The 15,513-nt window shown below is 62.3% G+C and carries 15 protein-coding genes; 4 read left to right on the top strand and 11 right to left on the bottom strand.

Going from position 1 to position 15,513, the window contains the following annotated elements:
• Nucleotides 1-963, top strand: a 963-nt coding sequence (locus tag VJR68_RS03170) for an MFS transporter (protein WP_324146098.1), incomplete at its 5' end; no start/stop codon positions are given.
• Nucleotides 964-1,037: 74 nt separating this feature from the next.
• On the opposite strand, the gene VJR68_RS03165 is transcribed toward VJR68_RS03170, so the two are convergent.
• The 5 genes from VJR68_RS03165 to polA all read right to left on the bottom strand — a co-directional run bounded on the left by VJR68_RS03165 (nt 1,038) and on the right by polA (nt 7,533).
• Nucleotides 1,038-2,315, bottom strand: coding sequence for an RNA polymerase sigma factor (locus tag VJR68_RS03165; protein WP_324146097.1), 1,278 nt, complete (start codon nt 2,313-2,315; stop codon nt 1,038-1,040).
• A gap of 52 nt (nt 2,316-2,367) precedes the next feature.
• On the bottom strand, nt 2,368-2,781 hold the full coding sequence (locus VJR68_RS03160; RefSeq protein ID WP_324146096.1) for a YciI family protein: 414 nt from the start codon (nt 2,779-2,781) through the stop codon (nt 2,368-2,370).
• A 10-nt stretch (nt 2,782-2,791) separates the two neighbouring features.
• Nucleotides 2,792-3,205, bottom strand: coding sequence for a VOC family protein (locus VJR68_RS03155; protein ID WP_324146095.1), 414 nt, complete (start codon nt 3,203-3,205; stop codon nt 2,792-2,794).
• Nucleotides 3,206-3,300: 95 nt separating this feature from the next.
• Nucleotides 3,301-4,335 (bottom strand): LacI family DNA-binding transcriptional regulator, encoded by a 1,035-nt coding sequence (locus VJR68_RS03150; RefSeq protein ID WP_324146099.1) that lies wholly within the window; start codon nt 4,333-4,335, stop codon nt 3,301-3,303.
• Between the two features lie 474 nt (nt 4,336-4,809).
• Nucleotides 4,810-7,533 carry a DNA polymerase I gene (gene polA, locus VJR68_RS03145; protein WP_324146094.1) on the bottom strand — a complete coding sequence of 908 codons (2,724 nt, stop codon included), beginning with the start codon at nt 7,531-7,533 and terminating at the stop codon, nt 4,810-4,812.
• Nucleotides 7,534-7,672: 139 nt separating this feature from the next.
• Between polA and VJR68_RS03140 the strand changes: the two genes are divergently transcribed.
• Nucleotides 7,673-8,209: a DUF2782 domain-containing protein gene (locus VJR68_RS03140; RefSeq protein ID WP_324146093.1), complete on the top strand. Its 537-nt coding sequence runs from the start codon at nt 7,673-7,675 to the stop codon at nt 8,207-8,209.
• Nucleotides 8,210-8,219: 10 nt separating this feature from the next.
• On the top strand, nt 8,220-8,654 hold the full coding sequence (locus VJR68_RS03135) for an EamA family transporter (RefSeq protein WP_324146092.1): 435 nt from the start codon (nt 8,220-8,222) through the stop codon (nt 8,652-8,654).
• Between the two features lie 92 nt (nt 8,655-8,746).
• Here VJR68_RS03135 and VJR68_RS03130 read toward each other — a convergent pair whose 3' ends face one another.
• Nucleotides 8,747-9,457: a glutathione S-transferase gene (locus tag VJR68_RS03130; RefSeq protein WP_324146091.1), complete on the bottom strand. Its 711-nt coding sequence runs from the start codon at nt 9,455-9,457 to the stop codon at nt 8,747-8,749.
• A 46-nt stretch (nt 9,458-9,503) separates the two neighbouring features.
• Nucleotides 9,504-10,400, bottom strand: a complete 897-nt coding sequence (locus VJR68_RS03125; protein WP_324146090.1) for a LysR family transcriptional regulator — start codon at nt 10,398-10,400, stop codon at nt 9,504-9,506.
• Between the two features lie 96 nt (nt 10,401-10,496).
• On the opposite strand from VJR68_RS03125, the gene VJR68_RS03120 reads away from it, so the two are divergent.
• Nucleotides 10,497-11,501, top strand: a complete 1,005-nt coding sequence (locus VJR68_RS03120; protein ID WP_324146089.1) for a bile acid:sodium symporter family protein — start codon at nt 10,497-10,499, stop codon at nt 11,499-11,501.
• Nucleotides 11,502-11,570: 69 nt separating this feature from the next.
• On the opposite strand, the gene purH is transcribed toward VJR68_RS03120, so the two are convergent.
• From purH to prmA, 4 genes are all read right to left on the bottom strand, one after another.
• On the bottom strand, nt 11,571-13,175 hold the full coding sequence (gene purH / locus VJR68_RS03115) for a bifunctional phosphoribosylaminoimidazolecarboxamide formyltransferase/IMP cyclohydrolase (protein WP_324146088.1): 1,605 nt from the start codon (nt 13,173-13,175) through the stop codon (nt 11,571-11,573).
• Nucleotides 13,176-13,285: 110 nt separating this feature from the next.
• Nucleotides 13,286-13,573, bottom strand: a complete 288-nt coding sequence (locus VJR68_RS03110; protein ID WP_324146087.1) for a helix-turn-helix domain-containing protein — start codon at nt 13,571-13,573, stop codon at nt 13,286-13,288.
• A 203-nt stretch (nt 13,574-13,776) separates the two neighbouring features.
• Entirely contained in the window at nt 13,777-14,535 is a 759-nt protein-coding gene (locus VJR68_RS03105; protein WP_414647727.1) for a DUF3426 domain-containing protein, read from the bottom strand.
• Nucleotides 14,536-14,613: 78 nt separating this feature from the next.
• Nucleotides 14,614-15,513: a 50S ribosomal protein L11 methyltransferase gene (gene prmA / locus VJR68_RS03100; RefSeq protein ID WP_324146085.1), complete on the bottom strand. Its 900-nt coding sequence runs from the start codon at nt 15,511-15,513 to the stop codon at nt 14,614-14,616.

The following is a 15,513-nucleotide window of genomic DNA, read 5'->3' as shown; positions in this document are numbered from 1 at the left end:
CCCGATACGGTGCGCGATGCGTTCTACATCGGTGGCGTGGTGTTGCTGGGCTCGGTGTTATGGACGGTGCTGTCCACGCGCGAATATCCGCCCGAGCAGTTGCGTGTGTTCGACGATGCAGTGAAGCAGGCGCCGGTGCAGGTGGAGCGGCGCAGCGCGCGCAACCAGGGCTTGATCTGGCTGGTTGCCGGCGTCATCGGCGGATGGCTGGTGCACACCTGCCGTCTTGAGCGTGAGCTGTACTTGCTGGCCGGTGGAATGGCTGCTTTCGGCCTTTCGCAGCTGTGGCTGAGCGTGGCGCGCGGCAGCGGCATGTTGACGCAAGTGATGACCGACGTGCACGCAATGCCACCCGCCATGCGACGCCTGGCGCTGGTGCAGTTGTTCTCATGGTTCGCCATGTTCGCGATGTGGATCTACACCACGGCGGGTGTCGCGCAGGTGCATTTCGGCAGCAGCGATCCGCAATCGGCGGCGTATAACAACGGTGCCAATTGGGTGGGCGTGTTGTTTGCCGCGTACAACGGTTTTGCTGCGGTGGCGTCGCTGGTGATTCCGTTGATGGTGCGCCGCTGGGGGCTGCGCATCAGCCATCTGATCAATCTATGGCTGGGTGGTGCGGGGCTGGTGTCGTTCCTGCTGATCCGCGATCCGCACTGGCTGCTGCTGCCGATGGTGGGCGTGGGTTTTGCGTGGGCGTCGATTCTTTCCTTGCCGTATGCGTTGCTGTCGGACAACTTGCCGGCGGAGAAGATGGGCGTGTACATGGGCATCTTCAATTTCTTCGTGGTGATTCCGCAGTTGCTCGCCGCGAGCGTGCTGGGCGTGCTGTTGCGGGTGTTCTTTCACGGGCAGCCGATCTACGCGCTGGTGCTGGGTGGCGCGAGCTTGCTGGTGGCCGGCGTGAGCGTGTTGCGGGTGAAGGAGCCGACCCTTTCAGGCGCGGTATCCCAAAATACTTAACACGTAGGCTGGGATGCAAATCCCAGCGTTGACTGGCATGGCGATGCTGGGATTTGCATCCCAGCCTACGAGGATTACGCGTCGCGTGCGGCTTCGGCGCAAGCCGCCGCACGCTGCTGCAGGAAGGTCCGTTCCCGCCCATTGCGCGCCAGCGAGGCGGCGCGTTCGAATTCCTCGCGCGCTTCGGCATGGCGTTCCAGGCGGCTCAAGAGATCGCCGCGCACGCTCGGCAGCAAATGGTAGTTGCGCAGCAGCGGCTCATTCGCCAGCGCATCGACCAGTGCAAGCCCGGCGGCTGGGCCGGATGCCATCGCCACGGCGACTGCGCGATTGAGTTCCACCACCGGTGACGGCAGCACTTGCGACAGTTCGGCATACAGCACCGCGATGCGCGACCAATCCGTGGCGTCGATGGTGCGCGCACGCGCGTGACACGCGGCAATGGCCGCTTGCAAAGCATAAGGACCGCGCGCGCCGCCCAGCTTTTCTGCGCGTTCCAGCGCGGCGAGACCGCGGCGAATCAGCAGTGGATCCCAGCGGCTGCGATCCTGATCCGCCAGCAGAATCGGCTCGCCGGTTGGCGTGGTGCGCGCATGCAGGCGCGATGCCTGGATTTCCATCAGCGCCAGCAAGCCGAACACTTCCGGCTCCTGCGGCGCCAGGCCGGCCAGCACGCGTCCAAGCCGCATGGCTTCGTTGCACAGCTCGGGGCGAATCCAGTCATCGCCGGAGGTTGCCGCGTAGCCTTCGTTGTAGATGAGATAGATCACTTCCAATACGGAGGCGAGGCGTTCGTCGCGTTCTTCGCCGCGCGGTACTTCGAAGGGAATCTGCTTGTCCGACAGCGTGCGTTTCGCGCGCACGATGCGTTGCGAAATGGTGGGTTCGGGAACCAGGAAGGCGCGCGCGATCTCGTCGGTGGTCAGGCCACCGAGCAGGCGCAGCGTGAGTGCGGCGCGCGCGTCGGCGGACAGCACCGGGTGGCAGGCCGTGAAGATCAGCCTGAGCAGGTCGTCGCCGATGTCATCGTCGAGCATGGTTTCCAGCTCCGACTTGCCATCCGCGGCTTCGCCTTCCGCTTCATAGGCGAGCGCCTCGTGCTTGCGTTCGATCAGCTTTTTGCGCCGCAACTGATCGATGGCGCGATGCTTGGCGGCGGTCATCAGCCACGCGCCGGGATTGTCCGGTACACCGCTTTCCGGCCAGCGTTCGAGTGCGGTCACCAGCGCATCCTGCGCCAATTCCTCGGCCAGCCCCACGTCGCGCACCATCCGCGCGAGACCGGCGATGAGCCGCGCCGATTCGATACGCCAAACTGCTTCGATGGTGCGATGGATGTCGGTGGCCGTCATGGCCACCGATCACAGCACTTGCTTCAGTGCGGCGCAAGTTCATATCGGCATATCAGCCCGCTGGCTGTCGCGGGTCTTCGAAGCCGTCGGCCGCCTTGCGGACTTCGGCTGGGAAGTCGCTCATCTCGAATACCTGGCGGATTTCGATGGTGTCGCCGGGGCCAAGCGGACAGCGCGAAGCCCATGCGATGGCTTCATCGCGCGACGTGACGTCGATCATCCAATAGCCGCCGACCACTTCCTTGGTTTCGGCAAAAGGGCCGTCGACGATCTTGGGTTTGCCGTTGACCGAACTGATGCGCACGCCGGCTGATGGGGGATGCAGGCCATCCAGGGCAAGCAGCACGCCGGCCTCCTGCAAGGCTTTGTTGAAGCGCATCATCGTTTTCACCGCTTCGGCGCTCGGCCGTGCATCGGGCGCGGCGTCGCATTGGCCGGCGGGCAGCATCAGCATCATGAATCGCATGGTTTTCTCCTTATGCCTGCGGCGGGATGATGACCATCCAGTGGACGCCGAAACGGTCGACCACCATACCGAAATAGGGCGAGAAAAACGTTTGGCTCAGCGGCATATGCACTTGGCCGCCGTCGGCCAATGCGGCGAAAGCGCGGTCGGCTTCGGCATGGCTGCTTACCGTGAGCGAGAGCGAGAAACCTTGGAATGTAGTGTCCTTGTTCACGCAGTCGTCGGAAGCCATCACCAGGCTGTCGCCGATGGTGATGTCGCTGTACATGATGTGTTCGCCGTTGGCGTTGGCCGCGGGACCATCGCTGGGCGGGGCGTCCTTGTAGCGCATCTTGGTGTTGATCTTGGCGCCAAGGTGTTTCTCGTAATAGTGGAGGGCTTCTTCGCAGCGGCCGTTGAAGAACAGGTAGGGCTGGACGTACATGGATGCTTTCCTCGTGGCTCGGATGGGTCTCTCGATAAGGAGACGAAGCAGAGGAAGCGAAATCGACACCAGTCGTCGCCGGAGCGACGGAAAATTCAGCGCGCGCCGTACTGGCTGGAACGCCGTACCACCAGCTTCACCGGTAGCAGCTGGGTTTCCACCGGCTCGCGGCGGATCAGGCGCAGCAGGTTGTCGACCAGGGTTTCGCCGGCCAGCTTGGTGTCTTGCAGCACCGTGGTCAGCGGCGGGTTGAGGAAGCGGGCCATCGGAATATCGTCGAAGCCAGCCACGGCCACCTGCTCGGGCACCTTGATGCCATGGTCAGCGAGTGCGCGCATGGCGCCGATGGCGATCAGGTCGCTGGCGGCAAAGACGGCGTCGAACGGCAACTTGCGTTCCAGCAGCGTTTCCAGCGCTTCGTAGCCGGCTTGTTCGGTGCTTTCGGCGGCATCGACCTGCAAGGCGCTGTCGGCTTCGATGCCTGATTCCTGCAGTGCAGTGACATAGCCGCGGTAGCGGTCGAAGAATTCGGGGTAGTGGCTGGATGCATCGCCGAGAAAGGCGATGCGCCGGCAGCCTTGTTCCAGCAGATGGGCGGCGACGGCGTGGCCGCCCTGCAGGTTGTCGCAGCCGATGGAAACATCCGGCTGGTCGGGCAGTACGGCGCCCCAGCGCACGGAGCGCGTGCCCTGGGCGGACAGCTTCTGCATCTTGTCGCGATAGGCCAGGTAATCGCCGTAACCGAGCAGGATGATGCCGTCCGCCTTCTTGGTGTCCGCGTAATCGGCATGCCAATCGTCGGACAGCTGCTGGAAGGAGATCAGCAAGTCATAACCGCGCAAGGCGCAGGCGCGCGTGATCGAGCCCAGCATCGAAAGAAAGAACGGGTTGATGTGCGAATCGTCCGCGGTGGGATCTTCGAACAGCAGCAAGGCCAGGGTGCCCGAATGCTGCGAGCGCAGGTTCGAGGCGTTCTTGTCCACCTTGTAGTTGAGCTGGTCGGCCGCGGCCTTGATGCGCTGGCGCGTTTCCTCGCTGACCAGCGGACTGCCGCGCAGCGCCCGTGAGACCGTGGATTGCGAGACCCCGGTCAGATGGGCGATGTCGAAGGAGGTGGGTTTCCCTTTGATTTGCACTGCAGAGCAACTCTTTGCGCTCGGGCAGCCGGCGGGCGGCGGCCGTCCCGTAACGGCATCCTAACGGCTGGCTTGTCGTCTGTCGTGCCGCAGGGCAAGAAAAGGCTGGGAGAAAGATAAGAAAAGGCCCCGCGAACTTTAGGGGGAAGTCCGCGGGGCCGGGGGGGAATCGGCGACCCAGGGGAGAGGGCCGATTCCGGGTGGCGACCCAGGGAGGTGGGCGCCGGGGGATGCCGTTGCGTGCATCCGATAGTGAGAACGCGCCAACGCCCGAAAAGTTGCACTGGACAGTGCAAGAAATCTGGAATGGTTAGCGGGGATTCATATCGAGATGAGTTGTGCTGCCTATTGCTTAGGGAACCCTGTAGGTACTGTAAAAAATCCGTGTTTTTCGGTGTTGGCAGTGCACAGCTTTGGTGGCGCTTATTGCTGGGATTGCATCCCAGCCTACGGTGGCATCGTGTGCGTTTAATGCGCTTCGTCCCAGTTCTTGCCCACGCCCACGTCCACGACCAGCGGCACGCGCAATTCGGCAGCGCTGGACATGTGTTGGCGAATTGTCTCGCGCACGACATCGACCGCATCGGCGCGCACTTCGAACACCAGTTCGTCGTGCACCTGCATCAGCATGTGCGCATCGTGGCGGCCTTTCAGCCACGCGGCGACGGTGATCATGGCGCGCTTGATGATGTCCGCGGCAGTGCCTTGCATGGGTGCGTTGACCGCGGCGCGTTCGGCGCCGGCGCGCAGGGCTTGATTGCGTGCGCTGAGGTTTTCCAGGTACAGCCGTCGTCCGAACAGGGTTTCGACGTAGCCATCGCGATGCGCACGCTCGCGCGTGGCGTCCATGAAGGCATGCACACCGGGATAGCGTGAGAAATAGCGCGCCATATAGTCACTGGCTTCGCCGCGGTCGATGCCAAGCTGGCGCGCCAGGCCGAACGCGCTCATGCCGTACATCAGGCCGAAATTGATCGCCTTGGCCGCGCGGCGCTGGTTGCTGGTGACGGCCTCTGGCTCCAGCCCGAACACTTCGGCGGCGGTGGCGCGATGGATGTCGCCGCCTTCCTGGAACGCGCGCAACAGGCCCTCGTCGCCGGAAAGATGCGCCATGATGCGCAGCTCGATCTGCGAATAGTCTGCGGCCATCACCTGCCAGCCCGCGGGGGCGATAAAGGCCTGGCGAATACGCCGGCCTTCCTCGGTGCGCACCGGGATATTCTGCAGATTGGGGTCCGTGGATGAAATGCGGCCTGTCGCGACGGCGCCCTGGTGATAGCTGGTATGCACGCGGCCGGTGCGCGGATTGACGATCTCGGCCAGTTTCTCAGTGTAGGTGGAGCGCAACTTGGCGAGACCGCGGTAGTCGAGGATCAGGCGCGGCAGTGCGTGTTCTTCCGCAATGGCTTCGAGGGCTTCCTCATTGGTAGACGGCTGTCCGGTGGGCGTCTTGAGTTTGGCCGGCAAGCCAAGTTCGTCGAACAGGATGGCCTGCAATTGCTTGGGTGAATCGAGATTGAATTCGTGCCCGGCCGATTGCCATGCTTCCTGCTGCAGTTCGTGCATGCGCTTGCCGAGTTGCTGGCTTTGCTTGCGCAACTCATTCACGTCGATGAGCACGCCGCGCTGCTCCATCCCGGCCAGCACGGGCACCAGCGGAATCTCGATCTCTTCGTAGACTTTGCGCAGTTTCGGTTCGCTATCAAGCTGCGGCCACAGCGTATGATGCAGGCGCAGAGTGACGTCCGCATCTTCGGCGGCGTAGTTGCACGCGGTATCGAGGTCCACTTGCGAAAACGAAATCTGCTTGGCGCCTTTGCCAGCGACTTGTTCGTATTTGACGGTGTCGTAATCGAGGTAGCGCTTGGCCAGCGAATCCATGTCGTGACGCGTGGCGGTGGCGTTCCACACGTAGGATTCCAGCATGGTGTCGTGTTGCAAACCCTGCACGACGATGCCGTAGTGCGACAGGATATTCATGTCGTACTTGGCGTGCTGGCCGACCTTTGGTCGTTTGGGATCTTCGAAGATCGGCTTGAGCGCAGCGAGTACTTGATCGCGCGGCAGTTGCGCCGGTGTGCCGGGATAATCGTGCGCCAGCGGGATATAGCAGGCTTTGCAAGGCTCTACGGAAAGACTGACGCCAACGATATCCGCCTGCATCGCATCGAGGCTGGTGGTTTCCGTGTCGAAGGCAATCAGCGGCGCGGTCTTGAGGCGCGCGAGCCATGCATCGAATTGCGCCTGGGTGGTCACCAGTTCGTATTCGCCCTTGCCGGAGGCAACGGATGTTTTGACAGCCACCGGCGCGGCGGCAATGGGCGACGGCGTGGTGACGACTTCTGCGGTGGCGCTGTCCAGCTCTTTCAGCGCGGCCTTGAATTCATAGCGCGTGTACAGCTCGCGCAGCGCATCGATGTTGCGGTCGCGCAGCAGCAATTGCGGCACGCTGAAATCCAGCGCCACATCGGTCTTGATGGTGACCAATTGGCGCGACAGCGGCAACGCAGGCAAGGCCTCGCGCAGGTATTCGCCGATCTTGCCGCCGATCTTGTCGGCATTCGCGATGACGCCGTCCAGCGTGCCGTATTCGGCCAGCCATTTCGCTGCGGTTTTCGGGCCGCACTTGCTGACGCCGGGCACGTTGTCGACGGTGTCGCCGGTAAGGCTGAGGAAGTCGATGATCTGCTCCGGCTTCACACCGAATTTTTCCATCACTGCTGCGCTGTCCATGGTGGTGTTGGTCATGGTGTTGACCAACGTGATGCCAGGACGCACCAGTTGCGCCAGATCCTTGTCGCCGGTGGAAATCAGCACGTCGATGCCATGCGCATGCGCCTGGCTGGCCAGTGTGCCGATGACATCGTCGGCCTCCACGCCGGTGACGCGCAGAATCGGAAAACCCAGCGCGCTGACGATTTCCAGCATGGGCTCGACCTGCGCGCGCAGATCGTCCGGCATCGGCGGCCGGTTTGCCTTGTACTTGTCGTACAGCACATTACGGAAGGTGGGGCCGGAGGCGTCGCTGACGAAGGCGACGTAATCGGGCTTGGCCTTCAGCGTGGCGCGCAGCATGTTGACCACGCCGAACAGGGCGCCCGTGGGTTCGCCTTTCGCATTGCTGAGCGGGGGCAGCGCGTGGAAGGCGCGATAGAGATACGACGAGCCGTCGATGAGCGTGAGATTTGGCATGCCAGGATTCTAAGGGAACAAGGCGTCAGGGACAGGCAATGAAGCACGGAGCCGCCGAATGCCCCTTGCATCCAGGCATTCACCGCTGGGCGAATCGTGCACTGCTATGCTTCGCGCCTCTGACGAGGTCATTACCGCCATGAAACACGCAGCCTGCTTGCTCGCCCTTTCTCTCCTGGCCGCCTCGTCGGCCTTTGCGCAGACGTCTTCCTCCTCCTCGGCCACGCCGCATTTCGCACCGGCACCGCCGCCGCCGGGGATGAACGATCCGGGTGTGAATCCAGCCAAGGAGCCGCCGGCTGCGGCGAGCACGTCTGCCAAGCCGGTATCGAGCCCGGCCGAACTGGAACCCAGCCATCTGCCTGGCAAGCCGATCCCGGTACCGAAGGTGGCCGGCGTACCCGCGCCCCGCGATGCCAATGGGCAGACGCCACCGGACGTTTCGGTGCGGCAGGAAGGCGAGAACACCATCCAGGAATACCGCCAGAACGGCCGCGTCTACATGGTGGTGGTCACACCCAAACACGGCCCGCAGCAGATCTACAACGTCAACCCCGACGGCCACATGCTCGATCCGAACGGCCAGCCGCCGGTGAAGCCCGTGATGTACCAAATCATGCATTGGGGCGACAGCAAGCCGGCGTCTGCCTCATCGACGGAAGACAACGGTCAGTAGAGCCTTGCGCATGAACCTGCGCGAAAGCTGGCTGTTGTTTGCATTGGGTTCGGCGTTCTTCGCCGCATTGACGGCGCTGTTCGGCAAGCTTGGCGTGGCGGGGATCAATTCCAATCTCGCCACCTTCATTCGCACGCTGGTGATTCTCGCGGTGACCGCGGGCATCCTCAGCTTGCGTGCGGAGTGGGCCAAGCCGTCCGGCTTGCCGTGGCATAGCTGGGTGTTTCTGGTGCTTTCGGGTATCGCCACGGGGCTGTCGTGGCTGTGCTACTACCGCGCGTTGCAGTTGGGGCCGATCAGCAAGGTGGCGCCGATCGACAAGCTCAGCGTGGCCATCGCGATCGTGCTGGGCTTGCTGGTGCTGGGTGAAAAACCGAGTTGGCCGGTACTGATTGGCGGCGTCTTGATCGTGGCCGGTTCGCTGGTGATTGCTTTGTTTGCGTAGGTTGGGGTAAGCGAATGCGAACCCCGACAGCTCTGACGCTTGCAGATCTAGGTTGGGGTTCGGCGATGCTTCATCCGCACCTGCGCTGACTTTCAGCGCGCGGGATCCAATTCGGCATAGTGGCGGAAGATGCCGTCCTCGTTGAAGGGGATGCGCCGTGGCGAAGCGAGATACGCCGCTATGTTCGGCCGCTCGGCGATGCGCTCGGCCAGGGCGCGCAAGCGTGGTATGCGTTTCTGCATGCGGCGCATCGTGTTGGGAAAGGCGTAGTCGAGTCCGCTGACGAGCTGGAATAGCGAGAGATCGACATAGGAGTGGCGCGACAGCGCCTGCTTGCCATTGCCGCGCTCCAGCACCTGTTCGAAATAACCGAGGAATTTCGGCAAGCGCGCTTCGCGAAACGACTCGCTGCGTTTGCGTGCGGCGGCGCGCTGTTGTTCGTAATACTGATCGACGGCAAGCGGGTGATGCGTGTCGTGAATGTCCACTACGAAATCGGCGATCGTCAGTTGTAACTGCTGCGCGTAGATTTCCGCGGATTGCCCACCAGGCACCAGTCCCAGGCGTGGTCCGAGATAGGCGAGGATGGTGGCTGTCTGCGCAATCACCAGGCGGCCCGCTTTGAGAAACGGCGGCGCGAACGGTAAGGCGCCATCCTGCTTGCCGCGCAGGAACGGCATGATGGCCTTGTCGCCGCGTTCGCGCGCCACGTCGATGTAATCGGCGCCGGCGTCTTCGAGCGCGAGTCGCACGTATTCGCCGCGGCCCTGAATGCCCGTCCAGTAATAGAGTTCGTAGCGCATGGATTTTCCTCGGCTCGAAAGCGTGTGGAGCGTAGATAAACGGCGCTCAACGCGGTGTGAGAGCACCTTTTGCGGTGAGTTCGCGCAGGCGATTCCACACCAGGGTCGCCAACGGCGACAACGAACGCTGGCGGCGATGGATCAAGGTGACGGCGCGTCGCTCGGCGGGTGTAAGCGGCCGTACGGCAAGCGTGGAAGGTGGCGATGAAAGGCCGGGCGTCACTGTGACACCCAGCCCGGCCTCGACCATGCGGAAAGCCGTGTATGGATGGCCGGTTTGTTGAACGACGCGCGCTTCCACGCCGTGTTTCTGCAACAGTTGATCGATCAGCCGCCGGCTGCCGGAGGAATAATCCAGCAGCACCAGCGGCTGCCCTTGCAATTTCTTCCACGCCACGGTCTTGTGTTGTGCGAGTGGATGATCAGGGCGGCAGGCGAGACAGAAGGGATCATGCATGATCACTTCGCTGTCGAATTCGCCAGCCTCGGGCGGTTCGATCGCGATGCCGAAATCCACCTCGCCACCGCGCACGCTATCGAGTACCAGGGTTTGCGCCTGGTCGTGCAACTGGATGGTGAGTTCGGGATAGTCGCGGGCGCAATCGGCAATGCACAGCGGCATCAAGCTGGCCGAGAGCGTCGGCACGGAGGCGATATGGATCTTACCGTGCTTGCGCTCGCCTTCGGCGTGCACGTGATCCAGCACGCCCTCGAGTTCATCCAGTACGCGTTCGATCGCGCTTTCCAGATAGCGGCCGGCTTCGGTGGGAATCACCTCGCGCGTGCTGCGATCGAACAGGCGCACGCCGAGCTCGGCTTCCAATTCCGCCACGTGCCGGCTCACCGCCGGCTGGCTCAGGTACAGATGTTCCGCGGCGCGACGGAAATGGCGTTGGCGCGCAACGGCCAGGAAAACCCGTAATTGCCGGAGATTGACATTCATGCTCATAGCGTATCAATAGATATAATAAAGTTATTTGATTTATCAATGGCCGGACAGTGAAATAACGCCACTTTCCGCTCCCGCGAGCCTGCAGCCATGTCCCTGCGCCGCTTTCTGCCCGACAACTTCACCCTTTGCCTGATCGCCACCGTCATCACTGCCAGCGTGTTGCCCTGCCGGGGTCACGTGGCGGTGGCGTTCGACTGGCTCACCAATCTCGCCATCGCGCTGCTGTTCTTTTTGCATGGCGCCAAGCTCTCGCGCGAGGCGGTGGTCGCCGGCATGACGAACTGGCGCCTGCATCTGACCGTGTTGGCAAGTACCTTCGTGTTGTTTCCGCTATTGGGCCTGCTGCTCAAACCTTTGCTGTTGCCGCTGGTTACGCCGGCGCTTTACGTTGGCATTCTGTTTCTGTGCACCTTGCCGTCGACGGTGCAATCGTCCATTGCGTTCACCTCCATTGCACGCGGCAACGTGCCGGCGGCGGTGTGCTCGGCGTCGGCATCCAGTTTGATCGGCATTGCGGTGACGCCATTGCTGACGGGCCTGGTGGTGCATGCGCATGGGCAGGGCGGCCTGTCCTGGCATTCGGTCGGCGATATCGTGTTGCAGCTGTTCGTGCCGTTCGTGGCGGGCCAGATTGCGCAGCGCTGGATCGGTGGCTGGGTGCAGCAACATCGGTCGCTGGTGGGGCTGGTTGACCAGGGTTCGATCCTGCTGGTGGTGTACACCGCCTTCAGTGCGGCGGTATTGCAGGGTTTGTGGAAGCAGCTTCCCTTGCCGGTGCTGGGCGGTCTGCTGGTCGTCAACGCCATTCTGCTGGCCGCAGCACTGCTGACGACGCGCTATGGCTCACGTGCGCTGGGTTTCAATCGCGAGGACGAAATCACCATCGTGTTCTGCGGTTCCAAGAAGAGCCTGGCCAGTGGCGTACCGATGGCGAACGTGCTGTTTCCCGCGCATGTGCTGGGCATGATCGTGTTGCCGATCATGCTGTTCCATCAGATGCAGTTGATGACGTGCGCGGTGCTGGCGCGGCGATATGCGCAACGTGCGCTATGCAACGCTTCTCAGACGAAACAGCTTGCTGCCGACTTGTAGGTTGGGGTGCGAACCCCAACATGGCAATCCTGTTCGGCATGGCAATGTTGGGGTTCGCACCCCAACCTACTAGTGGCGGAAATGGCGCATGCCGGTGAACACCATCGCCATATCGTGCTCATCCGCCGCGGCAATCACTTCCGCATCGCGCATCGAACCGCCCGGTTGAATCACTGCGCTGATACCTGCGGCTGCGGCAGCATCGATGCCATCACGGAAGGGGAAGAACGCATCGGATGCCATGACCGATCCGCGCACTTCCAGCTTTTCGTCAGCCGCCTTGATGCCAGCGATGCGCGCGCTGTACACGCGGCTCATTTGGCCGGCGCCGATGCCAATGGTCTGGCGATGGCGCGCGTAGACGATGGCGTTGCTCTTCACGTACTTCGCCACCTTCCAGGCGAAGATCAGGTCGTCGATCTGTTCCTGCGTGGGTGCGCGGCGGGTGACGATCTTCAGGTGTGCCGCCGTGATCATGCCGCGATCCGCTGTCTGCACCAGCAAGCCGGAGCCGACGCGCCGCAGATCATAGGCCGCGGCCACGTTTCCGCTTTCCGCCAGTACGGGAATGCGCAATACGCGCACGTTGCCCTTCTTGGTGAACGCTTTCAGCGCTTCATCCGAATAACCGGGCGCCAGCACGACTTCGATGAACTGGCGTTCCACCATCGTCTGTGCGAGCGCGCCATCCACTTCGCGATTGAACGCGATGATGCCGCCGAAGGCGGACGTGGGATCGGTCTGGAAGGCCAGGTCGTAAGCTTTGGCGATGCCATCCAGGCTTACCGCTACGCCGCAGGGATTGGCATGCTTCACGATCACGCAAGCCGGCTTGGTGAAGCTGCGCACGCATTCCCACGCAGCATCCGCATCGGCGATGTTGTTGAAGGAGAGTTCCTTGCCCTGCAACTGCTGGAACGTTGCAAGGGTCCCGGGCACGGGTTGCAGATCGCGATAGAACGCAGCCTGCTGATGCGGGTTTTCGCCGTAGCGCAAATCCAGCGTTTTCACGAAACGGCTGTTGAGCTGGCCGGGGAAGGCGTCATGACCGGCAGTGGCGTCTTGCGCATCGTTGAGCTGCAGGCCTGACAAATAATCGCTGATCGCGCCGTCATAGTTGGAAACGCGATTGAACGCCGCGACGGCCAACTTGAAGCGTGTAGCGCGGCTCAAGCCACCGTGCTGTTCGATTTCCGACAAGGCTTCGTCGTATTGATCGGGCGAGGTGAGCACGCCGACGTCGCTCCAGTTTTTTGCCGCGGAACGCAGCATGGCGGGGCCACCGATATCGATGTTTTCGATGGCTTGTTCCAGCGTGCAATCGGGCCTGGCGACGGTTGCTTCGAACGGATAGAGATTCAACACCAGCAGATCGATTGGCGCGATGCCGAGTTCAGCCATTACTGCGTCATCCGTGTCGCGGCGACCGAGCAGGCCGCCGTGTACCTTGGGATGCAAGGTCTTGACGCGGCCATCCATGATCTCCGGAAAACCGGTCACGTCACTGACGTCTTTGACGGGTATGCCGGCGTCGCGCAGCGCCTTCGCGCTGCCGCCGGTGGAAAGCAATTCCACCTTGGCTGCCGCCAGGCGTTTGCCCAGTTCGATCAGTCCGGCTTTGTCCGAGACGCTGATCAGGGCACGGCGGATAGGCGTGACGGCAGGTGCAGGCATGGTGGCTTCCGGGAACGGGAAAGCTGCGCATTATAGCGCGCCACGCCTGCCTTGCGGCGGATGTTTGGACGTCTAAACGAGATGTTGCGGCCAGACTCGGCCTTGGCTACTTAGAGCAGGCCGTGCTGCGAGAGCTTCTTGCGCAAGGTGGCGCGGTTGATGCCCAGCACCGCTGCTGCGCGGCTCTGGTTGCCATCATGAAATGCCAGTACTTCCCGCAGCAATGGACCTTCGACTTCGCGAATCACCAATGCGTGCAAACCTTCGTCGCACGGCGTGTCGCCAATGTCCGCAAGATAGCGGCGCACTGTACGACTGACACATTCACTCAGTGCGCTCTGCGACGAGGATTCACGAACAACCTCGTTGGCAGGCAGTCTCACGGCGTTCAAGGACATGTCCCCTCACGGACTCCACGCAACGGCTGCATAGGCCGTCACCATGTTCTGGCAGTTACCGCTTTCGCGGCGGGTCGGCAGTCGCTGCTTTCTGCAGCGCGAGGGACCGAGTGTACTCGCGACCGCCGATAAAATTAAGAGCCTTCTGCGATGAAAATGCATGTAACCGCATAAGGCCATGCCGAACAGGCACTAAGCGATGGTTATTCAAACGCCATGTCAAAGCCGACCGCTTGATGCCCCGGATCCTCTACCTCAAAGACCAAAGCTGTGCTAGCGCCGGGCGCAAGGCCTCGATGCAAGGCTTCCGTATCATCGAGGTATTCGTAGGGATTGAGACGACGCATGGCGATGACTTTGCCATTGCCATCGGTCAATCGAATGGCGACCACAGGCCAAGGCTGAGTGAATGTTGCGTCGTTGCGCAACGTGGCACTGATCAGCAAGGCGCCGGGCACGGTGGGATGCGTTTGCACATCGCGCGCAAGCAAATGCAGCTTGCTGACGTCACGTACCGGCGGCAAGTGGCATGACAGTACTGAACATGCTTGCTGTATCAGCGAACCGGTGGTGGGGTCGGCAATCAAGGTGTCGCGCAGCGCCCAGCCGATCTGCGCGACAAGAGCCAGCAACAGCAACAGACATGCCATCACCCATGGCCAGCGGCGCGGTTTGTCGGTGCGCTTGTCGCGTGCGAAACGCGGCGTGACGATGAGATCGGCGAAGTCGTCGCGCAACGTCGGCGTGTCGCCCGGCTCGGGTTCGGTGTCGGGTTTGGGCCGATAGACCGCTGCTTCCAGGCGCGGCGGTTCCACGCCGGGTTCGTGGGAAGGCAGTTCGTGAAAGGGTTCCGGCGGCAGTTGATCGGCCAAGGTGGCGATGCTGTCGAAACCGGTACCGCAATGTCCGCACATGACGAAGCCGTGTGCCTGCGCGAGCGTGCGCGCATCCACTGAAAACACGGACAGGCATTCAGGGCATTGCGTATACATGGGTGCGCTAAAACGTGTGTGCCGCAAGCTTAGCAGGCACGGCGGCGATCAAACGCGACGCTGGCCGCTGATACGTACCCAATCTTCGCGCACGTCCACGCGCAAGCCGTCAAACCATTCGGCATAACGCGCCAGCAGTTCTTCCTGCTGGCCTTGCAGGATGCCCGAGAGCGCGAACGGGGCGCCTGGCTTGGCGAGGGCGGCAAAGGTGGGCGCCAATTCGCCGAGCGGGCCGGCAAGAATGTTGGCGACGAAGACATCGGCGGGTTCGCCGGCGAAATCATCGGGCAGGAACAACGCCAGACGATCGGCGACCTGATTGCGTTCAGCGTTGTCGGCCGAGGCGGTGAGCGCTTGCGGATCGTTGTCCACGCCTACGGCTGCTGCCGCGCCGAGCTTCAGCGCGGCGATGGCGAGAATGCCCGAGCCACAGCCGAAGTCGATCACGCGCCTGCTGCCGAGATCCAGGCTGTCCAGCCATTCCAGGCACAGCGCGGTGGTGGGATGCGTACCGCTGCCGAAGGCGAGGCCGGGATCGAGTTGCACGATCGCCAGGTCATCGTCATCGGGTGGGGCGATATTCCAGGGATAAATCCATAGCCGACGGCCGAATGACATCGGCTTGAACTGGTCCATCCATGCGCGTTCCCAATCTTCATCGGCAACGTCGCGGAAGCTGAGCTGATCGGGCTCCAGCCACGGCAGCAGTTCGCTCAAGGCTTCGCTGAGGCCGCGGCGGTCGATATCGGCATCGAACAGGGCGTTCAAGGTGATGGTCGACCACAGCGGCAACTCGCCCACGCCGGGTTCGAAAATGGCCTGTTCGTCGGCGGTTTCGGCGTTGGCGTCACGTAGCGTGATCGACAGCGAGCCCAGATCGTCCAGCGCTTCTTCCACGCGTGGTTGCTGTTCGGCGCGGACAGTCAGGGAGAGTTCGAGCCAGGGCAT

Origin of the sequence: Dyella sp., assembly GCF_035277725.1 — a bacterium.
GTDB lineage: Bacteria > Pseudomonadota > Gammaproteobacteria > Xanthomonadales > Rhodanobacteraceae > Dyella_B.
The sequence above is the reverse complement of the archived record's forward strand: the minus strand, read 5'-3'. Positions and strand labels throughout refer to the sequence as shown.